Annotated in this window: 15 protein-coding genes; 13 read left to right on the forward strand and 2 right to left on the reverse strand. The window is 65.1% G+C overall.

Annotation, left to right across the window (positions count from 1 at the left end; translation table 11 throughout):
• Positions 1-55 precede the first annotated feature (55 nt).
• Positions 56-478, reverse strand: coding sequence for a hypothetical protein (locus tag K9L28_01715; protein ID MCF7935051.1), 423 nt, complete (start codon positions 476-478; stop codon positions 56-58).
• A gap of 371 nt (positions 479-849) precedes the next feature.
• Between K9L28_01715 and K9L28_01720 the strand changes: the two genes are divergently transcribed.
• The 5 genes from K9L28_01720 (at position 850) to K9L28_01740 (ending at position 8,667) form a co-directional block, all read left to right on the forward strand.
• Positions 850-1,482 carry a TetR/AcrR family transcriptional regulator gene (locus K9L28_01720; GenBank protein MCF7935052.1) on the forward strand — a complete coding sequence of 211 codons (633 nt, stop codon included), beginning with the start codon at positions 850-852 and terminating at the stop codon, positions 1,480-1,482.
• A complete protein-coding gene (locus tag K9L28_01725) occupies positions 1,479-4,598 on the forward strand; it encodes an efflux RND transporter permease subunit (GenBank protein ID MCF7935053.1) in 3,120 nt (1,039 codons plus the stop codon). The genes K9L28_01720 and K9L28_01725 overlap by 4 nt, the downstream gene beginning before the upstream one ends.
• A gap of 154 nt (positions 4,599-4,752) precedes the next feature.
• Entirely contained in the window at positions 4,753-6,051 is a 1,299-nt protein-coding gene (locus K9L28_01730; GenBank protein ID MCF7935054.1) for a TolC family protein, read from the forward strand.
• Complete coding sequence (locus tag K9L28_01735) at positions 6,026-7,198, forward strand: efflux RND transporter periplasmic adaptor subunit (protein MCF7935055.1); 1,173 nt, start codon at positions 6,026-6,028, stop codon at positions 7,196-7,198. Before K9L28_01730 ends, K9L28_01735 begins: the two co-directional genes overlap by 26 nt.
• Before the next feature lie 83 nt (positions 7,199-7,281).
• On the forward strand, positions 7,282-8,667 hold the full coding sequence (locus K9L28_01740; protein MCF7935056.1) for an MATE family efflux transporter: 1,386 nt from the start codon (positions 7,282-7,284) through the stop codon (positions 8,665-8,667).
• A gap of 65 nt (positions 8,668-8,732) precedes the next feature.
• Here K9L28_01740 and K9L28_01745 read toward each other — a convergent pair whose 3' ends face one another.
• Positions 8,733-9,395 carry a S1C family serine protease gene (locus K9L28_01745; GenBank protein ID MCF7935057.1) on the reverse strand — a complete coding sequence of 221 codons (663 nt, stop codon included), beginning with the start codon at positions 9,393-9,395 and terminating at the stop codon, positions 8,733-8,735.
• Between the two features lie 194 nt (positions 9,396-9,589).
• Here K9L28_01745 and K9L28_01750 point away from each other — a divergent pair, with 194 nt between their 5' ends.
• From K9L28_01750 to K9L28_01785, 8 genes are all read left to right on the forward strand, one after another.
• Positions 9,590-10,402, forward strand: coding sequence for an FAD binding domain-containing protein (locus K9L28_01750; GenBank protein MCF7935058.1), 813 nt, complete (start codon positions 9,590-9,592; stop codon positions 10,400-10,402).
• Positions 10,402-10,869 (forward strand): (2Fe-2S)-binding protein, encoded by a 468-nt coding sequence (locus K9L28_01755; GenBank protein MCF7935059.1) that lies wholly within the window; start codon positions 10,402-10,404, stop codon positions 10,867-10,869. Before K9L28_01750 ends, K9L28_01755 begins: the two co-directional genes overlap by 1 nt.
• Positions 10,862-13,207, forward strand: a complete 2,346-nt coding sequence (locus tag K9L28_01760; protein MCF7935060.1) for a molybdopterin-dependent oxidoreductase — start codon at positions 10,862-10,864, stop codon at positions 13,205-13,207. Before K9L28_01755 ends, K9L28_01760 begins: the two co-directional genes overlap by 8 nt.
• Entirely contained in the window at positions 13,204-14,520 is a 1,317-nt protein-coding gene (locus K9L28_01765) for an amidohydrolase family protein (protein ID MCF7935061.1), read from the forward strand. Before K9L28_01760 ends, K9L28_01765 begins: the two co-directional genes overlap by 4 nt.
• Before the next feature lie 4 nt (positions 14,521-14,524).
• Positions 14,525-15,436 carry a diguanylate cyclase gene (locus tag K9L28_01770; GenBank protein MCF7935062.1) on the forward strand — a complete coding sequence of 304 codons (912 nt, stop codon included), beginning with the start codon at positions 14,525-14,527 and terminating at the stop codon, positions 15,434-15,436.
• The gene (locus K9L28_01775) at positions 15,433-17,709 is read left to right on the forward strand and encodes a xanthine dehydrogenase family protein molybdopterin-binding subunit (GenBank protein MCF7935063.1); all 2,277 of its coding nucleotides are present in this window, start codon (positions 15,433-15,435) and stop codon (positions 17,707-17,709) included. The genes K9L28_01770 and K9L28_01775 overlap by 4 nt, the downstream gene beginning before the upstream one ends.
• Complete coding sequence (locus K9L28_01780; protein ID MCF7935064.1) at positions 17,699-19,060, forward strand: FAD binding domain-containing protein; 1,362 nt, start codon at positions 17,699-17,701, stop codon at positions 19,058-19,060. The genes K9L28_01775 and K9L28_01780 overlap by 11 nt, the downstream gene beginning before the upstream one ends.
• A 228-nt stretch (positions 19,061-19,288) precedes the next feature.
• Entirely contained in the window at positions 19,289-20,278 is a 990-nt protein-coding gene (locus K9L28_01785) for a BMP family protein (protein ID MCF7935065.1), read from the forward strand.
• The last annotated feature ends 64 nt before the right edge of the window (positions 20,279-20,342 follow it).

Below are 20,342 nucleotides of genomic sequence, written 5' to 3' on the forward strand. Positions count from 1 at the left end.
AACGGGCGGATGTCCTCCGCCCGTTCGGCCTTTTCTCTCCCCAACATCCGTCCGGCTAGTCGTCGATATCGAGGTCGTCATCGTCGAAATTGTCGAAGAACTGCTCCAGCTTGGTCAGGCGAACCGTGTCGGCGGCATCCTCCCACTGCTGCAGCACCCGATTCTGCTTTCTTCTGGTCCGCCACACGCCGCTGGCGACCATCAACGGCCCCATACCGAGACAGACAGCAATGCCGATGAAATAGTAGGATTTCTCCTGTTCCCGCCGGTCGTTTTCTATCATGATCTGCACCCGCTCCTCGGTGGAGCGCAGGACAATCTCCCCCCGTTCCTCCAGAGCCACGGGATCGTAGTCCTCTCTGATCTGTTCGAAGGCCGCCGGATCGTAGAACAGGGCCAGGAAAAGCCCGAAAGAGAGCACAAGCAGACCGGCGATCACCCGCGGTGATTTCAGGTACCGCACAACCATTCCCTTCATAACGCTCCCCCCTCCTGTAGCCGCCGGCAACGCCACGACGATCACTTTGTGTCAGTATAGCACAAAAGCAGCACGATCTCCTCCGAATACTGCGCCGGCCGACAATCCTCTCTTGGGTATCCCTCCACAGTCCCGGTACCTTCGCTGCCGAACCGGCTCTGTTCTGTCTCCCCCGGCAGGATAATCCGCAAGCCCACGACGGTCAGCCACCTGTAACGATCTCTCAACAGTCTTCCCCAGATTGTTGACCTGCCGAATATTTGGCAGTACCATTGCTTCCCGAGAATTGACCGACCGGTCAACAGAATAAAATGACAGGTTATTCGGCCCGAAGCACCGAAACCTGTATCCAGAAAAGAATGGGTGGAAGAATGCCGGAGTTAGCGGACAAAAAGAAGGAACTCCTGGAAGAGCTCATGAAGGGGACCATCTACGACGCTGCCTGGTCGCTCATGAAAGAGAGCGGCTGGGAATCCTTTTCCATGGGGAGGCTGGCGGAACGGGCGGGCGTCTCCAAGGGGACGATCTACAACTACTTCAAGGACAAACGGGAGCTTCTCTGGTTCATTTTAGACAAAGGAATCGAGGAGGTCACCGCAACACTGGACCAGCTGATCGCCTCGGCCTCGAGCTGGCGGGAGGCGCTGGAAAAGGCCCTGCGGTACGAGATGGTCCAGCGCGAACGGCACGCCGGGGTCATCGTATCCATCATGCACGCGATCCACCAGGACAGGGAGCTGCAGCAACGCGCCCAGAGCTCGGAATTCCCCGTGGACCGGATCCGCAGGCGCTACAGACAGATTCTGGAAGGAGGAGTGGAGAGCGGCGAATTCCGGGAGATCTCCGTGGATACCCTGGAGATGCTCTGTTTCTCGCTCCTCATCGGAACGGCGAAGATCTGGAACGTCGGCAATGGGGACGTAACCTCCGGTTCCATAGCAGACACCGTGTTTTCCATCCTGCAGAAAGGTCTGTATACAGAAAGAGGGACTGACGGACAGTGAAGATTACCGACAAGGCACTCCAGCGACCGGTCACCGTACTCATCGCCATGATCGCCCTCATCCTCTTCGGCGCCTTTACGCTGACGAAGATGAACATGGCCCGCATGCCCGACATCGACTTCCCCGCCGTGGCCATCACCACCGTCCTCCGGGGGGCCACGCCGACGGTCATCGACAACGACGTCACCGACGTGATCGAAGAGGAGGTCAACACCATCTCGGGGATCGAGAACCTCACCTCCTACAGCTACGAGGGCCGTTCGGTCATTGCGGTGGAGTTCCAGCTCGGCGAGGACATCGACGCAGCCGCCGCGGACGTGCGGGACAAGGTGAATCTGGCGCAAGCCAACCTTCCCGACGACGCGGAGGCACCCATCATCCAGAAGGTGAACCCCATGGACTCGGCGATCGTTACGCTGGCCGTCACCGGCGACGGCTCCTACCAAAGGAAGTCGGACTTCGTGGACAACGTGGCCAAACCGAGCCTCCAGACCGTACGGCATGTGGGGAACGTGGACACGCCGGGCTTCCGGGAGCGGGAGATCCGCATCTGGATCGACCCGACAAAACTGGAGGCCCGGGGACTCATTGTGGACGACGTCAAGGACGCCATCAGGAACAAGCATGTCGAGCTTCCGGCGGGGAGCATCGAGACGGAGCGGCACGAATACGACATCCGCCTCGAAGCGGAATACGACTCGGCGGAGACGCTGCGGGAGCTCCCCATCGTCGCCCGCCAGGGCAGCGTCATCCGTCTGGAGGACGTCGCCAGGGTGGAAGACGGCTACGAGGACAAGGACTCCATCGCCACCTACAACGGAAGGGAGACCATCCTCCTGCAGGTGAAAAAACAGCGCGGCGCCAACGAGGTGGCCCTTGCGGAGGGCATACTGGAAGAGGTGGACCGTATCAGGAACCAGGCCCCCGAAGGGGTCTCGCTGCAGGTGATCTCCAACACCGCAACCTTTGTCAAACAGTCCATGGGCGGTGTCCGCAACGACCTCTTTCTGGGGGTGGCGCTCTGCTCGCTGGTCATGCTGATCTTCCTGCAGACCATACGGGCCACCTTCGTCACCATCGTCGCCATTCCGGTGGCGCTCCTGGGCAGCCTGCTGATCCTCCACGCCAACGGGATCACCATCAACAACCTCAGCATGCTGGGTCTCTCCCTCTCGGTGGGGATGGTCATCGACAGCACCACGGTGGTGCTCGAAAACATCCACCGTCATATGGAGCTGGGGGAGTCACCTCTTTCGGCGGCCTCCATGGGGACCAGCGAGGTGGCCTTCGCCGTCCTGGCGGGCGTGGCCACCACGGTGGCCGTCTTCGGGCCCATCGCCACCATGGGGGGGATCATCGGGCGGATCTTCTACGCCTTCGGCGTTACGGTGGTCACCACGATTCTCATCTCCCTGGCCGTCTCGCTGACACTCACCCCCTTCCTCTCCTCCCGGCTGCTCCGGCGCGACAATCCCGGCGCCCTGGCGCGCATCGCCGAAAAGCTGCTGGGGAGGCTCACCGCCGGCTATCGGTGGCTCCTGACGGTGGCCACCAGACACCGGATCGTCACCATGGGGGTGGCCATCGCCGTCTTCGCCACGGGGATCTACCTGGCGGGCCACCTGGGGACAGGCTTCACCCCCACCGAGGACCGGGGCGACTTCTTCGTGGAGATCGAGCTGCCCAACGACAGCTCCACCGAGGAATGTCTCCGGATGGCCAGGGAGCTCTCCGCGGTCGTGCGGGAGAACCCCTACGTGGACTACACCTTCACCACCCTCGGTTCCGGCATGGGATCGGAGATCTACAAGGGACAGATCAACACCTATCTGATCGCCAAGGACAAGCGGCCCGGCTACGAAGAGATCATGCAGCAGCTCCGCGGCTCCCTGGCGGTCTACCGCAATGTGGACTTCACCCTGGGCGACTTCGGCGGCGCCGATGTAGACCTGACACTGCTGGGCAACGACACCTACCAGCTGGCCGCCATCACCGACAAGATGAAAGAGGACCTCGCCAAAACAGGGAAGCTGGTGGACATCAACACCGACGTCCGGCTGGACAAACCGCGGCTGGACATCGACATCAACCGGGGTCTGGCCAGCGACATGAACGTGAACATCCGGGCACTGGCCCAGGAGGTACAGGCCTACTTCGGCGGCGTGGATGTGGGGGTCTTCAAGGACCGGGGGAACCGCTACGACATCCGTTTGCAGGCGGCGGGGGCCTTCCGGGACAGCCCCGAGAGCCTGCGGAACATAACCATCCGCAATGGGAAGGGCCAACTGGTCAGCACAGCCGGTCTGGTGGATGCCGAGATGGACACGGGACCGAACATGATCCCCCGCTACAACAGACAGCGGTCCATCACCCTGTCGGCGAATACGGCCCAGGGGGTCGCCACGGGAGCGGGCGTCGCCCTGGTCCAGCAGACCTTCCGGAAGTACGAACCCGCCGACGGGAGCGTACGGGTCGTCTCCACCGGCATGTCAAAGATTATGAGAGAGAGCTTCGGCTATCTCATCGAAGCCATCGTGATCGCCATTATCCTGGTCTACATGGTGATGGCCGTGCAGTTCGAGTCCTTCCTGCATCCGCTGACCGTCATGTTCGCCCTGCCGCTGATGACGGCAGGAGCCTTCGGGGCGCTGATGGTCACCCGCCTGGACCTGGACATCATGGGGATGATGGGCATCATCCTGCTGATCGGCATCGTGGTGAACAACGCCATTTTGCTGGTGGACTTCATCAACCAGCGACGGGAACGGGGCATGGGCAAACTCGGGGCCGTTCTGGACGCCGCTCCGCTCCGCCTCCGCCCCATTCTGATGACAGCGCTTTCCACCAGCTTCGGCATGCTGCCCATCGCCCTGGGACTGAGCGAAGGCTCGGAGTTCCGGCAGCCCATGGCCGTAGCGGTCATCGGCGGGCTGATCACCTCCACGCTTCTGACGCTCTTTGTCATCCCCACCGCCTACCTCATTGTGGATGATACGGTGGAGCTGGCCAAGCGTCTGCCGGCGAAGGTCTTCAGAAAAAAAGGAAAGAACGAACAACCGGAAACAGCGCAGCAGCGGAACGAGATACCGGGCAGAGAACGCTCAGGGGGGGAATAGGATGGATTTCCGGCAGAACACACAACCAGTCACAGGCCAACAGAACCCGTCCCTGTCTGGAGGCAGGACGGGAACGCCATATCCCGGCAGAGTGGTGCCAAGCAATCATCGGCTCTCTTTTTGTCCTCTGGGCATACTCCTGGCAGTACTCTGTATGACACTGACGATGCTCCAGCCCACGGGCGCACAGGCCGCAGAGGAGCTCACCCTCCAGAGGGCCGTCAAGATCGCCCTGCTCAAGAATCTGGACATCCAGTCGGCAAAGCAGGAGCAGGTGAAGGCCAGAGGAGGCCTCAAGGTCGCCGAAGGCGCCCTCTATCCCTCGTTGACCCTGAAGGGGGGCTATACCCGGCAGAAGGAGACCGCGGCCACCCCCGACGAGGACGTCTACAACGCCGGCGCCACCGTCTCCTTCCCCCTCTACCAGGGTGGCAAACTGCGGGCCTACCTCCGTCAGGCCTACAAGGCCGACAAGCTGGCCGACAGCACCGTGGAGGCGACCCGCGAAGAGATCATCTACGCCGTCTACGCAGGCTTCTACGACATCCTGCTCCAGAAAGCCAATGTGGCCACCGCCCGGGACGCCCTGGCCTACGCGGAGGACTACCTCGAGGAGGTCAAGGCCAGGCGTGAGCTGGGCATGGCCACCACCCTGGAGGTAACACGTGCGGAAAAGCTGCTGGTGGGCAGCCGGCAGAACCTCATCGCCGCTCGGAACGGCCGGGAACAGAGGCGGATCGATCTGCTGAAGCTCCTCCGCCTGCAGGGACACCCCGACACGGAAATCGACGGGATGCTCTCGCTCAAGCCGGTGGAGTGCAACCTCAAACGCTCCCTGGAGTACGCCCTGGACAACCGGCCCGACCTGGAGCAGCTCCGCATGAAAGCGCAGATCCAGGAGGACCAGATCAGCGTGGCGAAAAGCAACCTGAAACCCCAGGTCACCGTGGCGGGCACCTTTCAGTACGACGACCCGTCCCTGCGTGAAGGGGCCGACAAGGACAGCTGGTACCTCTCGCTCAACGTGGAGATCCCCGTCTACGACAGCGGCGTCACCGAAGGCAGGGTCACCAACGAAACGGCGAAACTCGAACAGGCGCGCCAGGCGGTGGAGCAGAAGCTGGACACCATCGAAGCGGAGGTACGGACCGCCCTGCTCAACATCGAGACCGCCAGGAACGCCGTGGCGGAAGCCGAAAAGAACCTGGAGCTGGCCCGGGAATCCCTGCGTCTCGCCGATGTGGGCTACCGGGAGGGTGTGGGCACCCAGCTGGATGTGCTGGACGCCCGAGCGGAGCTGACGGAGGCCCGGACAGCATACTCCGCCGCCGTGACGGAGCACAACCTCGCCCTGGCGCAACTCCGCAAGGCCGAAGGGCGGATGGTCGCCTTCGCAGAAAACAGGGTCACCGGAAAGGAGAAGGACAATGAACAAGACGGAACACAGCCATAGACGCCGCGGCGCTCTGGGATGGATCGTGCTCGCCGCTCTCCTCCTGTCGTGCAGCGACGCCACCCCGGAGACGGCATACGCCGCAGAGGACAGCAACGAAACAGAAGGGCAGACAACCACGGTAACGGTGCTGGAGCTGGAGCCGCAGAAGCGATTCACCACAGGGTTCACCGTCAACTGCACGCTCAAGGCCTACCGGGATGTGGTGGTCTATCCGAAGGTCACCGCCCGGCTCGTGGCCTATCCCGCCGAGGAAGGCGACGAGGTGGAAGAAGGCGAACCCCTGGCGGAACTGGACCACCGGGATATCGACGCCCAGGTTGGCTCGACGAAGGCCCAGATCGCCGTGGCCCTGGCGGAGCTGGAGAGCGCCAAGGCCAGTCTGGACAACGCCGAGGTGGAATACAACCGGTACAAGACGCTCGTCGACAAGGGCTACGCCACCACCCAGCAGCTGGACGCCAAGGAGACGGCCTACACCCAGGCCAAGGCCCAGGTGCGCCTCGCCAGAGCCTCGGTGCAGCGGCAGCGCTCGGTCCTGAAGGAACAGAGGGTTCTGCTCACCGAGTACACCCTCAACAGCCCCATCGACGGCACGCTCCTTGACGACTACGACCACACCCCGGGCGAGATGATCTCCCCGTCCACACCGGTGGCCCATGTGGGGGTGATCCAGCGCCTCAAGGCCGTCCTCAACCCCGAGGCCGCCAAGGCCCGGAATGTCCGAAAGGGGATGAAGGCCTCCGTCACCACAGACAGCGTGCCTGGAAGGACCTACCGGGCCGAGGTCATCCAGGTGGCCTCCCAGGTGGATGCCGACACCCGGACGATTGAGGTGAAACTACTGGTGGACAACAGAGACGGCGAACTCAAACCGGGGATGTTCGGCCGGGCAAAGCTCATCGTAACGGAGGCGCGGAACGCGCTGGTGGTCCCGCAGGACGCCTGCCTCGAATCGAACGGCCAGTGCCACGTCTTTGTAGCGAGGGACGGGGTGGCCCGAAGGGTCGAGGTCGTGACGGGACCGTCGGACGGACGGCATGTGGTGGTCGAACAGGGGCTGTCGGCGGGGGATCTGGTGATCCTGAGCGACATGGAAACGCTGCAGGAGGGCGACCGGGTGAGCATCAGCGAGCGCCGTTCGTAACCATAGGACCCGGGAACAAAAAACACAAAGAGCGGTCGGTGCGCCACGCCCTGCCGCTATGACATAAAGGAGCACCATAACGAATGAGCACACAAAGAGAATATATGCTGGCGAACCAGCCGATTCTCGGCCTTCTCTGGAGACTCTCCCTCCCCGCGGTGGTCGGGATGTTCTCCATGAGTCTCTACAATCTGGTGGATACCATCTTCATCGGCCACAGCGAGGGGGCCATCGGCATCGGCGGGCTCTCCATCGCCTTCCCGCTGCAGATCTTGATGGGCAGCCTGGGGGGCATGCTGGGAATCGGGAGCGCCTCGATCATCTCCCGGAGTCTCGGCGCAAAACGCTACCGCCATGCGGCGCAAACTTTGGGGACCTGCGTCATCGCCTCGGTCCTGATCGGCGCACTGCTCGCCATTGGAGGGACTGTCGCGCTCCACCCCATTCTCCGGGCCTTCGGCGCCACGGAGCGCATCCTCCCCTTTGCGGCGGAGTATATGGGGATCATCCTCCTCGGTTCGCCGCTGATCATCTTCAGCATGGCCATGAACAACGTCATCCGCTCCGAAGGGGCCGCCGCGATCGCTATGGGAACCATGCTCGTAGGGACCGCCTTCAATATCGTCTTCGACCCGATCTTCATCTTCGGCTTCGGCATGGGCATCAAAGGCGCGGCTGTGGCCACGGTGCTCTCCCGCATCTTCGTCGCGGCCTGGATCATCTGGTTCCTCCGGTCCGGCCGGAGTATCATCAAGGCCACCCTCAAGGACATGCGGCTCCGCCTCCCCATCCTCCGCGAAGCCCTCTCGATCGGGGCACCCACCTTGATCAGGATGGGGTCAACGAGCTTCGTCTTCGGCCTGATCAACCAGACCCTGGCCGGCTACGGCGGCGACATGTCCATCGCCCTCTTCGGCATCAACAACCGCATCATCGCCCTCGGCGTCATGCCGATGATCGGCATCGCCCAGGGACTCCAGCCGATCGTGGGCTACAACTACGGAGCCCGGAACTACCTGCGCGTCCGGGACGCCATCAAGAAGGCGGGAATGCTCGCCACGGCAGTGGGGTTTTTCATTTCCATGACGATGCTGATCGCCCCCTCCCAGGTGATCCAGCTCTTTACGGGCAATCCACAGCTGCTGCAGGAGGGACCGGCGGCGCTGCGGCTGATGATATCCGGGTTCACGCTGGTAGGGTCTGTCCTGATCTCGGGCATTGTCTTCCAGGCTCTGGGGAAAACACGGCCCGCCCTGATCATCAATCTCTCCCGGCAGGTGCTCCTGCTGGTCCCGCTGGTGCTCATTCTCCCCCGTTTCCTCGGCGTTACCGGCGTCTGGTGCGCCTTCCCCATCGCCGATCTGCTCTCTTTCCTGCTGGCGCTCTTGCTTATTCTGCCGGAGATCCGGAGGCTCAACGAGGAGTGCGAAGGCCCCCTGGCCCCCTGCTACAACAAATCCACGCAGTAACCACCGTATCACCAGAGAGGGATTCCCTCGACTCCGCCGGAGAAAAGGGAATCCCTCTCTGTCACTCAATCGCCTCCCGACGACAACCCAAAGTCCCTACTCGCCTCTTTGTAAAACGAGGTGATCCCTGCAACGGTGCACACCCCGGGCAGGTACTCGCCGGGCGCCCGCTCGGGGATGTAGGCCGTGACGATCCCCACCACATGGAGGTTTCCCTGGGTTGTGACGATGAAGGCGGGTCCGCCGCTGACCCCGCTCATGGCCTCGCCGTTCATGAGATAGGATTCGGACTGCGGGAGGGCCGTGCTCACGCGACCGCTGAAAAAGGAGAAGTGGTCCGGCAGGATGGAGGGGAACCCCGCCCATCCCACCTCGTTGCCCACGTGGAGCGGCTCGTCCTCCACGGTGAGCGAGGGCATCTCCACCGATTGGGGATGCCGGTCATGAGAGAAAAAGATCACCGCCAAATCACTTTCAGGGTGGCGGTAAACCGTCCGCCCTTCAGGAGAAATCAGCTGTTCCACACCACTTTCGGCATGGATGATCCGGATCGGCTCGTTCCACCCCTCCGCATGCGAGATGACATGATTGGCGGTGGCGATACAGCAGAGCTGCCGTTCCTTGTCGTAGCTGAGGATGCACCCCGTCCCCGTTCCTCTGGATATCCGGATCTTGCAGGCAAAGGGATAGAGCTGCTCGATCGCATGGGACCAGACCGTTCCGCCCATTTCCTGTACGCCTCCTTCCGCATCACACTGTGGGTACCCTTTCCCTTCGGAATAGGCTATCCTATGGGGAAAGAGAACAATCCAACGCAAAAAGTCAGCCATGTTTCTTACGACAGCGCAACACCCCGTAACACCACTATGGTACCATAAGAACAGACTTTATCCGGCACCAAGGCCGCAAAGGGGGCACGACAATGGAATGGCACACTCCCACTTCGATGGAGGATGCGCTGAATCTGTTGCGAACCGAGAGGAGCGCGCTTCACGGGGGCGGAACAGGGCTGCTCGCCGCCGGGATAGAGCGATACAGCCATCTTGTTGATCTCGCCGGTCTGGACCTGGACAGGATCGCGATCCGGGCGGACGGAAGCATCGATATCGGCGCCACCTGCACCTTCGCCGAGACCGCCCAAGGTCTTGATGCGCTCCAGCCGGGACATATCCTGGTCCAGTCGCTCTCCAGAGCCGCCTCCACACCGCTGCGGAACCGCATCACCATCGGCGGCAGTCTGGGGTACATCCCACCCTGGTCCGATCTGGCCGCACCGCTGGCCGCCCTGGACGCCACGGTCCACACCCTGTCGGCGGAAGGCGAAAGGGAAACCCCCTTTCCGAATTTTCTCGACAGGTCCCGGCAACCCCCTCAACCCTTCCTGGTCACGGACGTCACCCTCCCGCCGGAGCGCTGGAAGGGCTGGTACCACCGCCTGGTGCGGACCGCCTTCGACTATCCCCGCGCCACCATGGCCATCCTCCTGCAGACCGGGGAAGAGCACGTCAGGGAGGCCCGGATCGCCGTAGGGGGAACCCGTGGACGGGTGACGGTGCTCGCCGAGGTTGCGGGGCGTCTCCAGGGACATCCGCTCGGGGCGGAACCCCCCGACGACCTTCTCGCCGACACAGAGCTTGCGTTCCCCGACAAACCGCAGGCCTCCGGGGAGTATCTCGCCGAAGCCGCGAAAATCTGGCTCTTCCGGGGCATCCGACAGCTTCTGGAGGTGGCATGATGGAAGGCAGATTCACGATCAACGGACAAGAACACAGCATCCTCTTTCCACCCGGGGCCACACTGCTCGACGTGCTCCGCGGCGAGGGGTTCACCGACGTCCACGAGGGCTGCCGCGAAGGGGTCTGTGGCGCCTGCGCCGTGGTGCTCGACGGCAGGCTGGTCAATTCCTGCCAGGTCCTGGCGGCGAGCGCCCGGGGCCGGGAGATCCTCACCGCCGGAGGACTGGGGACACCGGCCTCGCCGCACCCGATCCAGCAGGCCTTTGTGGACGCCGGCGCGGTGCAGTGCGGGTTCTGCACTCCAGGAATGGTGCTGGCCGCCTGGTGTCTCCTCCGGGAGAATCCCGCACCGACGGAGGAGGAGATCAAAAGCGCGCTGGACGGCAATCTCTGCCGCTGCACGGGATACAAGCATATTCTTGAAGCGGTCCAGCTGGCCGCAGAGAGGATGAACACCGATGACTGAGACCAGAAGCGTTTCCACTTCACCGGCCCGGGTCGACGGCCTCGCGCTGGCCACCGGACGGGCACACTTCACGCCGGACATCCCGCTGGAGCATCCGCTCCACGTCGCCCTGGTCGCCTCGCCCCACGCCTGTGCCGAGGTGGAATCGGTGGACGCCGAGGCCTGCCTGGCCGTGGAAGGGGTGGTCACCGTGCTCCACTGCCACAACGCCTACGAGAGGATGCCGCCGGTGCTCTTCACCACCGCCGGCCAGGGATCGCCGGAGCCTTCCCCCTACGACACCCGGCTTTTCAACCGGAAGGTCCGCTACGCCGGCGAGCTGGTGGCGGCCGTGGCGGCCACCTCCAGGGAGGCCGCCCGGGAGGGCGCCCGCCGACTGGAGGTCTCCTATACGCCACTCCCCGCCAATACAGACCCCGAACAGGCCATGGAGCCCGGCACGCCGGTCCTGCACGGCGAGGAGGCCCACACCGTTATCGATGTCCCCTACGCGCCGGAACGGAACATGGCCGCCGCCACCACCTTCGACCACGGCCGCTTCGAGTCGGCCTACAAGGGCGCGGAGCGGCGGATCGACGTCTCCTTCACCACCCAGCAGGCCAGCCACTGCGCGCTGGAACCCCACAACGTGGCCGTCTCCTTCGACGACCAGGGGCGGCTGGTGATCACCAGCTCCACCCAGGTGCCCTTCCACGTCCGCCGGATCACCGCCCGGGTGCTCTCCATCCCCCTGCGGACGGTGCGGGTGATCAAGCCGAAGGTAGGCGGCAGCTACGGCGGCAAGCAGGAGGTCTTCCTGGAGCCCGTGGCCGCCCGCATCGCCCTGGATACGGGCCGTCCGGTGCGGCTGCAGCTCACCAGGAGGGAGGTCTTCACCATGGCACGGACGCGCCACCCCATGCGCACCCGCATCCAGGCGGGCTTCGGCAGCGACGGGGAGATCGCGGCGCTGGCCATGGACTGCCTGATGGACACCGGTGCCTACGGCACCCACGCACTGACGGTGCTCAGCAATGTGGGCTCCAAGGTGCTCCCGCTGTTCAACAAGATCGACAATATCCGTCTCCGGGGGCATGCGGTCTACACCAACACCACCCCCGGGGGCGCCTACCGCGGGTACGGCGCCACCCAGGCCTACTTCGCCTTCAACCAGGTGCTTGACATGATCGCCAGGGAATGCAAAGAGGACTTCGTTTCCTTCGTCAAGAGGCGGCACATCAGGGAAGGCGAGACATCGCCGGTCTTCGCCGCCATCGGAGAGGGAACGGAGGGGGTCGCCCAGACCATCGCCTCCTGTACGCTGTCGGAGTGCCTCGACAGGGGGGCCGCGGCCATCGGCTGGCACGACAAGCGAGACCAGCGGCAGAAAACGGCGACGGGACGGATCCGCGGTGTCGGCGCCGCCGTGGCCATGCAGGGCTCGGGCATCCCTCTGGTGGACATGGGGAGCGCCGCCATGAAGGCCAACGAGGACGGCTCCTTCAACCTCATGGCCGGGGCCACGGAGATCGGCACGGGATCGGACACCATCTGCTGCCAGATCGCCGCCGAGGCCCTGGACACCGACCCCTCCATGATCATCCCCCACACCTCAGACACCGACACCACTCCCTTCGACACCGGGGCCTACGCTTCATCTGGAACCTATGTCTCCGGCAAGGCGGTGGAGAAGTGCGCCCGCAACATGCGGCGCAACCTGCTCCGCGCCGCCGCAGAGGAACTGGCCGTGAGCAGCGACGAACTCACCGTGGAAAATGGCGTCATCCGCCACAGCTCCGACCCCTCGATCCACCTTTCCTACGGCGAACTGGTGGGCCGGCGGCTCTACAATCACCACCAGGAACAGCTCCAGGCCTTCGCCTCCCACTGCCCCACCAGTTCGCCGCCGCCTTTCATCGCCCAGTTCGCCGAGGTGGAGGCAGACCCGGAAACCGGCGAGGTGCGGGTGACGGCCTTTGTCAGCGCCGTGGACTGCGGGATCGCCATCAACCCGCAGCTGGCCCGCGGGCAGGTGGAAGGCGGCGTGGTGAACGGCATCGGCTTCGCCCTTACCGAGGAGTATCTCCGGGACAGCAAGAGCAGGATGACCAACCCCTCTTTCGGCGGCTACAAGATCCCCGGGGCGCCGGACATCCCGGCGCTCACCACGATCCTTGTGGAGTCCCGCGAACCCACCGGTCCCTACGGGGCCAAATCAATCGGGGAGGTCTGCATCAACGGTCCAGGGCCGGCCATCGCCAACGCCATCTACGACGCCCTGGGGGTGCGGATGCACCACCAGCCCTTCACCCCAGAACGGGTCTGGAGGGCCCTGCGGGAACAGGAGGGACGGCGATGAGCCTGGGGATCGGCGGCGGGCCGGTGGCCGACGGGGCGGAGGTCTTCCTCTCCCCGGGCGCCCTGCTCGTCGAAGACGGCAAGGTCGCCGAGACCGGATCCCCCGAGGAGATCCGGAGCAAAGCCGATGAGTACATCGACACCGGAGGGCGGCTGATCCTCCCGGGGCTGGTGAACTTCCACAGCCATTTCTACTCCGCCCTGGCCCCGGGACTGATTCCGGCCGAACCGCCCAAGGATCTCCCGTCCATTCTGCGGGGTCTCTGGTGGCGGCTCGATATGGCACTGGACCGGGAGAGCATCGCGGCCAGCGCCCTGACCGGGGCCGCCGAGGCGGCCAGGCACGGGGTCACCACCGTCTTCGACCACCACGCCTCCATGCAGACCCCCGAGGGGAGCCTGGAGACCATCGCCGGGGAACTGCGCAGGGTGGGCATCCGGGGCTGTCTCTGCTACGAGATCACAGACCGGGCCGGCACGGACCAGGTGGCCCGGCAGATCGAGGAGAACGTCGAGTTCGCCCGGCGGCACAGAGACGATCCCTTCTTCAAGGGCACCATGGGGCTCCACGCCAGCCTGACCCTCTCCGAGGATACCCTGCAGGCCGTTTCCGCGGCGGGCGACCTCCCCGTCCACATCCACTGCGGCGAGGGCGCCGCCGATCTGGCACGCTGCCAGACGGAGGGCTACGCCGGGCCGGTGGACCGGCTGCACCGTCACGGCCTGCTCTCCCGCGACGCCATCCTGGTCCACTGCATCCACCTCTCCCCCCGGGACCGGGAGATCCTGGCCGATCTCGACCCGGTGGTGGTCACCAACCCGGAATCCAACGCCAACAACGGCGTGGGGCACTTCGACGGGGAGGGGCAGCCCCGATTCGTCCTGGGCACCGACGGGATGAGCCAGGACATGACGGCCTCGCTGAAATCGCTCTTCCTGATGGCCCACCCCGCACTTCCGCTGGAACGACTGCAGTCGGCCTTCTTCCCCCAGCGGATCGAGCGACTGCAGCGCTGGTTCCCGGAGACGGGGACCTTCGCCCCCGGGAGCGACGCCGATGTGGCGGTGCTGGACTACATCCCGCTGACGCCCATCAGCCGGGACAGTCTGGCGGCCCATCTGGTCTTCGGCGCCAAGGGGGGCGACGCCTGGCTCACCCTCTGCGGCGGCGAGGTGGTCTGGCGTCAGGGGATGTTCACCAGCCTGAACTGGCCGGAGGAGGCAGACCGTATCGGCCCCATCGCGGCGGCGCTGCACCATCGGTTCTACGCACAGACAGCCCCGGACAACTGGATACATTTCGGAAAGGAGTGATCCCATGGCGGACTGCACGGTACAACTGAACGGCATCGATTTCCCCGGCCCCGTCCTCCCCGCGGCGGGTCCCAACGTCAACGACGGCGCCCAGCTCCGGGCGGCGGTGCAGGGAGGCGCCGGCGGCATCGTGACCAAGACGGTCTCCACGGTGCCCGCCTCCTACCCCAAGCCCTGCATCGCCAAGAGCGGCGACGGGCTGCTGAACAGCGAGACCTGGTCGGAACGGGATGTCCGGAGCTGCCTGGAGGACTACAAAACAGCACGGGAGCTGGGCGTGCCGCTGGTGCTCTCCATCGGCTACAGCCCCGACGAGGTGGCGGAACTCGGCGGATTGCTGGAGCGGGAGGTGCAACCCCACGCCATCGAGTTCTCCACCCACTACTCGGGCACCGACCACACCCCGCTGCTGGAGGTAGCCAGGGCCCTTCGTGGGGCCGTGGCCTGCCCCATCTGGATGAAGCTCTCGCCGGCGCTGCAGGAACCGGAAGCCCTGGCCCGGGAGGCCTCGGCATACGTGGATGCCTTCGTGGCCGCCAACTCCCTGGGCCCGGCACTGGACTTCGACGTGGAGCATCCCGTCCCGCTTCTGGGCTCGGACCACGGCCAGGGGTGGCTCTCCGGTCCCGCTGTGCTGCCCATCAACCTGGAGCTCGTCTACCGTCTCGCCGGCGCCCAGGACAAGCCGGTGATCGGCGCCGGCGGGATCGCCACCGGCATTGACGCCGTGAAGTACATCATGGCCGGCGCACATCTCGTCCAGGTCTGTACGGCGGCGCTCCGTACCGGCCCCGCCGCCTACGGACGGATCGCCGGGGAGGTGGATCAGTGGCTCGACGGCCACGGATTCGGCTCGCCGGCGGAGATTCGGGGGCGCTATCCCCTCGGGCCGGGGAAAGGGGACGCTCCACGATGAGCAAAGGGGTCACCGGACAGTCCATCCCCCGCGTCGACGGGATGGAGAAGGCCACAGGGGTGACACGCTACCTGGCGGATATGACACCAACGAATGCCTGGTACGGCGGGGTGGTGCGCTCCCCCGTCGCCAGGGGCCGGATTCGGACCATCCGGTTTGCCCCGGGATTCGACTGGTCCCGGGTGGTGGTCCTCACCTCCGCGGACCTGCCGGGGCCAAACCAGGTGGCCATGGTCCGCAACGACCTCCCGATCCTCGCCGAGGAGGAGGTGCGCTTCGCCACCCAGCCGGTGGTCCTGCTGGCGGCTCCTTCCAAAGCGCTGCTGCAACAGGCGCGGGAGGCCGTCACCCTGGAGATCGACGAGGAGGAACCGGTGCTCTCCCTCGACGACGCCCTGGCCGGCAGGGGACCCGTCTACGGTGAGGATAACATCATCGCCGCCTACGACATCCGCCGGGGCGACCTGGAGGAGGGCTTCGCCCAGGCGGACCGGATCATCGAAGAGACCTACCGCACCGGCTACCAGGAACAGCTCTATCTGGAGCCCCAGGGGGTAGTGGCCGCACCGAAGCCCCGCGGTGTGGAGGTTGTGGGCTCCATGCAGTGCCCCTACTACGTGAAAAACGCCCTGGTCCGGGGTCTGGCCCTTCCAGAGGATGCGGTCACCGTCCGGCAGGCGCCCACGGGGGGCGGTTTCGGGGGCAAGGAGGACTATCCCTCGGTGCTGGCCCTCCAGGCGGCACTGCTTGCCCTCAAGGCGGAGCGGCCGGTCCGCCTCCTGCTGGACCGCGAGGAGGACATCCTCTGCACGCCCAAACGCCACCCCTCGCAGATCAGGGTGCGCACCGGCGTCCGGAACGACGGGACGCTCACGGCTCTGGAGATGGACGCCGTTCTCGACGGCGGCGCCTACACCACCCTCAGCGTGGTGGTCCTCCAGCGGACGGTGCTGCACGGCCCCGGCGCCTATCCCGTCCCGAACGCCCGGGTGCTGGGTCGGGTTGCGGCCACCAACACACCGCCCAACGGCGGCTTCCGGGGTTTCGGGGCCCCCCAGGGGATCTTCGCCATGGAGCGCCACATGGACCGTATCGCCGGCGAGCTGCAGATGGATCCGGCGGAACTCCGGCTCAAAAACTGCTTCAAAAATGGCGACCGTTTCCACTACGGACAGCAGCTGGAAGACGGCGCCAACGCCGGGGCGGTCCTGCGCGCTGCCATGGAAGAGAGCGACTACCTCCGGAAACGGGAGGAATACGCCAGGGAAACGGGGAATCGGCGGCAGGGTATCGGGATTTCGCTCTCCCTCCACGGCGGCGGCTTCACCGGCTCCGGCGAGGTGGCCATCGACGGCCACGCCCGGGTGAGAGCCACCGGGGCGGGACAGGTGGAGCTCAGGGTAGCCGGCTGCGAGATCGGTCAGGGAGCCTCGACGGTCCTGGTCCAGCGGGCCGCCGACACACTGGGCCTCCCCTGCACCGCCGTCCGCCACCCCGCGCCGGACACCGATGAGGCGCCGGACAGCGGCCCCACCGTGGCCTCCCGGACCACCGCCTTTGTGGGCACCATGGTGGAACGGGCCTGTCAGGATCTGCTCGCCCATCTGCGCGAAGCGCTTGGCAGCTGGTACGGTCTGGAACCGCAACAGATCACCCTGGAAGACGGGCGCATCCACGGCCCCAAGGACATTCTCTGCAGCTTCGCCGAAGCGGTGCGACGCCACCTCTACGAGCGGGGACCGCTGGAGGGCTTCGGCGGCCGGGATCCCTCGCAAACCAACCGATGGGACGAGGAATCCTTCCGTGGCGAGGCCTACCGGAACTACTCCTGGGCGGCCCACGTGGTGGAGGTGGAGACCCACAGGGACACCCTGGAGATCCGCCCCACCAGGGCCACACTGGCCGTGGACGCCGGGGAGATCGTCAACCCCATTCTGGCCAGAGGACAGGTAGAGGGGGGCGCGCTGCAGGCCTACGGCTACGGCTACCTGGAGCACCTGGACATCGAAGGGGGCCGCTACCGCGACGGCCACCTGACCACATACCAGATCCCCACGGCCCTGGAAGCGCCGGATTTCTCCGTCCTTTTCCTGGAGACCGGGGAAGAGACGGAACCCAAGGGGCTGGGCGAACTCCCCATGGACGGCGGCGCGCCGGCCATCGTGGCCGCCGCGGGGCAGGCGCTGGGGATCTTCGGCACCTCGGCGCCACTGACCGCCGAGGAGATCGCCCTGCTCCTGCAGGCAAAGGAGGGGGACCGCCATGCGCCTTAGATGTACCGTCAACGGCAGAACGACCGAGTGCAGCACCCATCCGATGCGGCGACTGCTGGATATCCTCCGGGAGGATCTGGGGCTCACCGGCACCAAGGAGGGCTGCGGCGAGGGGGAGTGCGGCGCCTGTACGGTGCTTCTGGACGGTGCCCCCGTCACCTCCTGCATGGTCCCGGCGATCCAGCTGGAGGGACGGGACATCCGCACCATCGAGGGGATCGGCTCCCCCAAAGCGCCCCACCCGCTGCAGCGGCTCTTTGTGGAGGAAGGGGCCGTCCAGTGCGGCTTCTGCACCCCCGGCATGATCCTGGCCGCACTGGCCCTCCTGCAGGACAACCCCACACCGGACAGAGCAGCCATCCGCTTCGCACTCTCGGGCAACCTCTGCCGCTGCACCGGCTACGAAGCCATCTTCCGGGCCGTCGAGCGGGCCGCCGCAGAGGATGTGCCGACATTCCCGCCCCGGGAGGGGATGCAGAACGACACACCACAGTCCCCGCGCTTCGACCCCGGGGAAGAAGGACGCTTCACCGTCCCCCGGACGCTCGACGAGGCGCTGGAACATCTGGCCGAGCACCCCGGAGCGCGGGCGGTTCTGGCCGGCGGCACCGACGTGATGCCCGATATGCGCAAAAGGGGCACGCTTCCGGAAAGCGCCGTGGACATCTCCAGGCTGCCGGAGCTGCACCGGATCAGGGTGCAGCGGGACCGACTCCACATCGGCGCAGGGGCCACCAATGCAGAGCTGCAGCGAAACCCCAATGTCCAGGCCCACTTCCCCTGCCTTGTCGAAGCGGCCCGCCGATCCGGTGCGCCGACCATCCAGCACCGGGCCACCATCGGCGGCAACCTGATGACCGCCTCCCCGGCGGCGGACCTCCCGCCGCTGCTCATGGCGCTGGACGCCTCGGTGACGCTGGCCTGCTCGGGCGGAACGCGCACCATCCCGGTGGCGGAACACATCACCGGCTACCGGGAGACCGCCTGCCACGGGCAGGAGCTGCTCACCGAGATCTCCATCCCCCTGCCCGGAAGAGGACGTGTGCAGCGTTTCTCCAAGCGCGCCACCCGGCAGGGGCTCTCACTGGCCCGGGTCGCCCTGGGATGCAGCGCCGGACTGTTCGAAGGCAGGCTTGGGGATGTGCGGATCGCCTGCGGCTCCATGACGCCGGTGCCGATGATGCTGGAGGAGGTCATGGCCTTTCTTGAGGGGAAGCATCCGGACAGCGAAACCATCCGCCGGGCCGGCGAACTCGCGGCGGCCGCGGTGGAACCGCGGAAGACCCCGCATTTCAGAAAGCACGCCACAAGGGGCCTGGTGGAGCAATTCCTGAGGGAGTTCCAGCCATAGCACCGGGAAGGCATGCATGGAAACAATGCATTACGGTTGTGCTACAATGCAAGGCACAGTCATGACATGGCAGAGGGCACTGCAGCCGATGCCGCTGCAGGAGTCTGCCTGGTTGCGGAATGGGGGTGGTACCTCCGGAAGGAAGCAACAACGCAACTGCAGAGACAGCTGCTGGAGGGCTCCAACCGATATCGACAGGTACAGAAAGGGTGCATGCACGTGAAACAGATGAAAGGTATTGCGGTACTGGCGCTCGTTGTCTGCCTCGCCGCCTTCGCCGCGGCGCCGGCCATGGCGGAATCCAAGGCTCCGGGTGACTACAAGATCGTCCTGCTCCTCCCTGGACCGATCAACGACCAGAGCTGGAACGCCACCAACTACAACGGCCTGGTGGCCTGCAACGAGAGCCTGGGCACCAATATGGAGTACGTGGAAAACGTCCAGGCCAGCGACTTCGAGTCCACCTTCCGGAACTACGGCGAAAGGGGCTACGACCTGGTGATGGCCGCCGGGACCCAGTTCGACGAAGCGGCCAACCGGGTGGCGCCCAACTACCCCGACACGGTTTACTGTGTGGTCAACGGGATGGTCACCGAGGCACCCAACGTCCGCCCCATCCTGCCCAAGGAGTACGAGGGCAGCTATCTCGGCGGGCTCATCGCCGGCTACACCACCGAGAGTGGCAAGATCGGTCTGGTCGGGGGCTTCCCGAACAAGCTGATGATCCGGCTGCTCAACACCTACGAGCAGGCCGCCCGGATCGGCTCGCCCCAGGTGGAGGCCCTGCGGGCCTACGCCAACTCCTGGAGCGATGTCTCCCTGGGCAAACAGATGGCCGGCTCCATGATCGACAAGGGGGCCGACGTGCTCTTCTTCTACGCCAACCAGGTAGGGCTCGGAGCCATCCAGGCCGCCAAGGAGGAGGGCGTGAAGTTTGTCGGTTTCGCCAGCAACCAGAACGGCATCGCGCCGGAGACCGTCGTCGCCAGCGTCTACTTCGACTTCGAGGAGATGTACAAGTGGGCGGTGGGCAAGTTCATGGACGGCTCCCTGAAACCGGAGGTCAACGAGGTAGGGATCGCCCAGGGTGTGGTCAAGGTGGCCTACACCGACGCGGTACCCCAGAAGGTCAGGGACACGGTCAGTCAGGCCGAGAAGGCCATCGCCGGCGGCACACTGGCCCGGTTCCTCTCCCAGTTCCCGGAATCCCTGGACTAGCCGACAGCAGAACCACTCGCAACACCCTTCCTGATGGAAGGGTGTTGTTTTTTTCTCCATTCCC

It is taken from the genome of Synergistales bacterium, assembly GCA_021736445.1.
Classification (GTDB): Bacteria; Synergistota; Synergistia; order Synergistales; family Aminiphilaceae; genus JAIPGA01.

Bases quoted from the DNA above. Each gene is read 5' to 3' on its own strand.
- K9L28_01730 (MCF7935054.1), top strand. From the start codon at position 4,753: ATGACACTGACGATGCTCCAGCCCACGGGCGCACAGGCCGCAGAGGAG.
- K9L28_01745 (MCF7935057.1), bottom strand. From the start codon at position 9,395: ATGGGCGGAACGGTCTGGTCCCATGCGATCGAGCAGCTCTATCCCTTT.
- K9L28_01770 (MCF7935062.1), top strand. From the start codon at position 14,525: ATGGCGGACTGCACGGTACAACTGAACGGCATCGATTTCCCCGGCCCC.
- K9L28_01760 (MCF7935060.1), top strand. From the start codon at position 10,862: ATGACTGAGACCAGAAGCGTTTCCACTTCACCGGCCCGGGTCGACGGC.
- K9L28_01780 (MCF7935064.1), top strand. From the start codon at position 17,699: ATGCGCCTTAGATGTACCGTCAACGGCAGAACGACCGAGTGCAGCACC.
- K9L28_01750 (MCF7935058.1), top strand. From the start codon at position 9,590: ATGGAATGGCACACTCCCACTTCGATGGAGGATGCGCTGAATCTGTTG.
- K9L28_01715 (MCF7935051.1), bottom strand. From the start codon at position 478: ATGAAGGGAATGGTTGTGCGGTACCTGAAATCACCGCGGGTGATCGCC.
- K9L28_01785 (MCF7935065.1), top strand. From the start codon at position 19,289: ATGAAAGGTATTGCGGTACTGGCGCTCGTTGTCTGCCTCGCCGCCTTC.
- K9L28_01755 (MCF7935059.1), top strand. From the start codon at position 10,402: ATGGAAGGCAGATTCACGATCAACGGACAAGAACACAGCATCCTCTTT.
- K9L28_01765 (MCF7935061.1), top strand. From the start codon at position 13,204: ATGAGCCTGGGGATCGGCGGCGGGCCGGTGGCCGACGGGGCGGAGGTC.
- K9L28_01775 (MCF7935063.1), top strand. From the start codon at position 15,433: ATGAGCAAAGGGGTCACCGGACAGTCCATCCCCCGCGTCGACGGGATG.
- K9L28_01735 (MCF7935055.1), top strand. From the start codon at position 6,026: ATGAACAAGACGGAACACAGCCATAGACGCCGCGGCGCTCTGGGATGG.
- K9L28_01720 (MCF7935052.1), top strand. From the start codon at position 850: ATGCCGGAGTTAGCGGACAAAAAGAAGGAACTCCTGGAAGAGCTCATG.
- K9L28_01740 (MCF7935056.1), top strand. From the start codon at position 7,282: ATGAGCACACAAAGAGAATATATGCTGGCGAACCAGCCGATTCTCGGC.